Annotated in this window: 3 protein-coding genes; 2 read left to right on the top strand and 1 reads right to left on the bottom strand. The window is 75.8% G+C overall.

The features are described from left to right. Window positions 1-355, top strand: a 355-nt coding sequence (locus tag ABZ371_RS30985; RefSeq protein ID WP_358685915.1) for an adenosylcobinamide amidohydrolase, incomplete at its 5' end; no start/stop codon positions are given. 95 nt (window positions 356-450) lie between these two features. Continuing rightward, window positions 451-1,377 (top strand): NAD(P)-dependent oxidoreductase, encoded by a 927-nt coding sequence (locus tag ABZ371_RS30980; RefSeq protein WP_358685912.1) that lies wholly within the window; start codon window positions 451-453, stop codon window positions 1,375-1,377. Between the two features lie 79 nt (window positions 1,378-1,456). Here the strand turns inward: ABZ371_RS30980 and ABZ371_RS30975 are convergent, their stop codons facing one another. Beyond that, complete coding sequence (locus ABZ371_RS30975; protein ID WP_358685910.1) at window positions 1,457-2,716, bottom strand: sulfite oxidase; 1,260 nt, start codon at window positions 2,714-2,716, stop codon at window positions 1,457-1,459. Window positions 2,717-3,034 lie beyond the last annotated feature (318 nt).

Genomic DNA, 3,034 nt, shown 5'->3' with positions numbered 1-3,034 from the left:
CGGCGTGACCGCCACCGTCACGAGCGGGCTCGGCGTCCGGGGCTGGGCCGCCGCCCCCGGCGGGGGCACCGACGGCCCGTCGCCCCCGGGCACCGTCAACATCGTCGTCACCCTGCCCGTCGCCCTCACCGACGCCGCACTGGTCAACGCGGTGGCGACCGCCACGGAGGCCAAGGTGCAGGCCCTCCTGGACGCCGGACTCGACTGCTCAGGCACCCCCACGGACGCGGTCTGCGTCGCCGTGCCCGGTCCGGGACCCGGCGAACCGTTCGCCGGACCCCGCTCGCGCTGGGGGTCGCGACTCGCCAGGGCGGTGCACCGGGCGGTGCTCGACGGTGCGCTGCGGCAGTCTTGACCCGGGCGGGCCGCCGAGAGCCGCCCGTGCCACGGCGCGCCCGGACCCACTCCGGCGCCGTTGTCCGCCGGCCCGCCGACGAAGGGAACCCCGCCATGACCACCGCCTCCACCGCGGCCACCCCCGGCCGCCCGGCCGTCGCCGTCCTCGGTACCGGGATCATGGGGTCGGGGATGGCGCGGAGCCTGCTGAGGGCCGGCCTTCCCGTCCGGGCCTGGAACCGCACCCGGGCGAAGGCCGCTCCTCTGGCCACCGCCGGTGCGGCCGTCGTGGACACGGCACACGAGGCGGTGCTCGGCGCCGACGTCATCCTCACCGCGCTCGACGACGGCCCGTCCGTGGCCAGGACCCTCACCGCCGCCGCCCCCGGCCTGCGGCCGGGCCAGGTGTGGCTGCAGAGCGCCACGGTAGGGCTCGACGCCACGGCCGACCTCGCCCTGCGGGCCGCGGACCTCGGACTCGTCTACCTCGACGCCCCGGTCTCCGGCACCCGGCAGCCGGCCGAGCAGGGCACGCTCACGGTGTTCGTCTCAGGCCCCTCCACAGCCCGCACGGCCGTCCTGCCCGTGCTGGAGGCGATCGGGCAGCGCACCGTCTGGGTCGGTGAGGAGCCCGGAGCGGCCACCCGGCTGAAGCTGGTCGCCAACACCTGGGTGATCAACCTGGTCAACAGCGTGGCCGAGTGCCTCAACCTCGCCGAGGGGCTCGGCGTCGACCCGCGCGTCTTCCTCGAGGCGATGGCGGGCGGACCGCTGGACACGCCCTACCTGCACGCCAAGTCGTCGGCGGTGCTGACCGGTGACCTCACCCCGAGCTTCGCGCTCTCCACCGCGCTCAAGGACGCCCGGCTGATCCTCGACGCGGCCGAGACGTCCGGGGTCACCCTGGACCTCGTGGCCGCCTCCGCCGAGCGGTTCGTCCGGGCGGAGGCGGCCGGACACGGCGGTGAGGACATGATCGCCACTTACTGGGCGGGCCGCGCCGAGCGCTCCGAAGGGGCGCGCCCGGCGGCGGCCGGCTGACCGCCGGAGCGCACCGGGCACCGGACGGAACACCCGGGCGGCGCGCACGGGGCCGCGTCCGGTGCGGGCCGGCGCCGGGTCACACGACCGTGACGGGGTGCCGCACCACCGCGTCGAAGAGGTAGCCCTGCGTGTTCCACGCGGTGGTCTCCGGCTGGGTACGGCCCGAGCGGTCCGTCGCCCGTGCGAGCAGCACGCCGGGGCCCGGGGCCCTGGGCACCCAGTCGGCCGACCAGCGGACCCAGCTGCCAGGCCGGGGCTCGTCACGCAGCCGGGCGGGACGCCACCGGACGCCGCCGTCGGTGCTGACGTCCACCGCGCGCACCGGCGCTCCGCCCGACCAGGAGCGGCCGGTGAGCAGGTGCCTGCGGTGGGCGGCGAACGTGGCACCGGGGGTGAGTTCGAACGCGCTCTTCAGGGTCTGCCGGGACAGCGGGGCACTGCCCTCGGGCGGGTGACCCGGGCCGAAGAGGCGGTACATGCCCGTGTTCCACGGGGTCAGCAGCGGCTCGGCGCTCACCTCGATGTCGCCCACCCACTTGATGTTCGCGATGCCGACCCATGACGGGACGATCAGCCGCACCGGGTGGCCGTGGTCGGGCGGCAGCGGTTCGCCGTTCATCTCGTAGGCGAGGAGCACGTCGTCCAGGGCCTTCGCGACCGGCAGCGGCCTGCGCACCCGGCCCAGCGGGACACCGTCGCTGACGACCTCGGCGTCCAGGCCGCGCGGCAGCACGTCGACCGCGTTCGCACCGATCCCGGCCCGGCGCAGCACCTCGGCCAGCCGCACCCCGCGCCACCGGGCCGTACCGATGGCGCCCAGCGTCCACGCGGTGCCGCTCACCTGCTCGCCCTGCTGGGAGGCGAAGAAGCTGCGGCCGTTGCCCGCGCACTCGACGAACGCCGTGCGGCTGACGGACGGCAGGGCCCGCAGCGCCTCGTACGAGAAGTCGACCGGCCCGCCGGTCAGCCCGTCGCCCCACACCGTCAGCTTCCAGTCGGAGGCGTCGACGCGAGGTGTCCCTGTGTGGTTGCGCACGAAGAAGCGGTCGGCGGGGGTGAGCAGCCCCGTGTCCCGCAGCGCCGCGAAGTTCGTCTCGGCGTTGGTGCCGCGCACGGTGAACAGCTCCGGTGGCAGCGGCTTCACCACCCCTCCCGGTGCCGTCACCGCGTGCGCGGACGGGGCGGCGGCCGGCAGCAGGGGCGCGGCCACGGACGCCGCGGCGGCCAGCCTCAGCAGGGAGCGGCGATCTATCCCGGCCGGCCTCGCGAGACCGCGGCGCAACTGGCGCAGACGTATCCGGTCGTACGCGCCTTCGGACGGCGATGCGGGCGTCATGATCGCTCCAGGGAGAAGAGGTACGGCTACGGGCCCGGTGGCCGCCCCCTGTCCATGGTCGCGCGCCTCGGTGTGCCTCACGTCATCCGGGTGATGACATCGCTCAGGTCGTCCAGGCGGTGACCGGGGCGCACGGACGGGCGGGCCCGGACGGTCGCGGCCGCGGGACCTGGTCAGAGACCGTAGAGCCTGGCAGCGCCGCCGCGGAAGCGCGGAGCGCGGGTGGCCATGAAGCTGCAACACCACGGCAACGTGTAGCGCAAAGCCGCCCCGCGTCGTCGGACGCGGGCCGGCGGTGCGGTCGAGGCGCGGAAGGGG

It is taken from the genome of Streptomyces sp. NPDC005899 (assembly GCF_040629645.1).
Taxonomy (GTDB): domain Bacteria; phylum Actinomycetota; class Actinomycetes; order Streptomycetales; family Streptomycetaceae; genus Streptomyces.
Note: the sequence above shows the minus strand (reverse complement) of the source record. Positions and strands in the feature narration are given on the sequence as shown.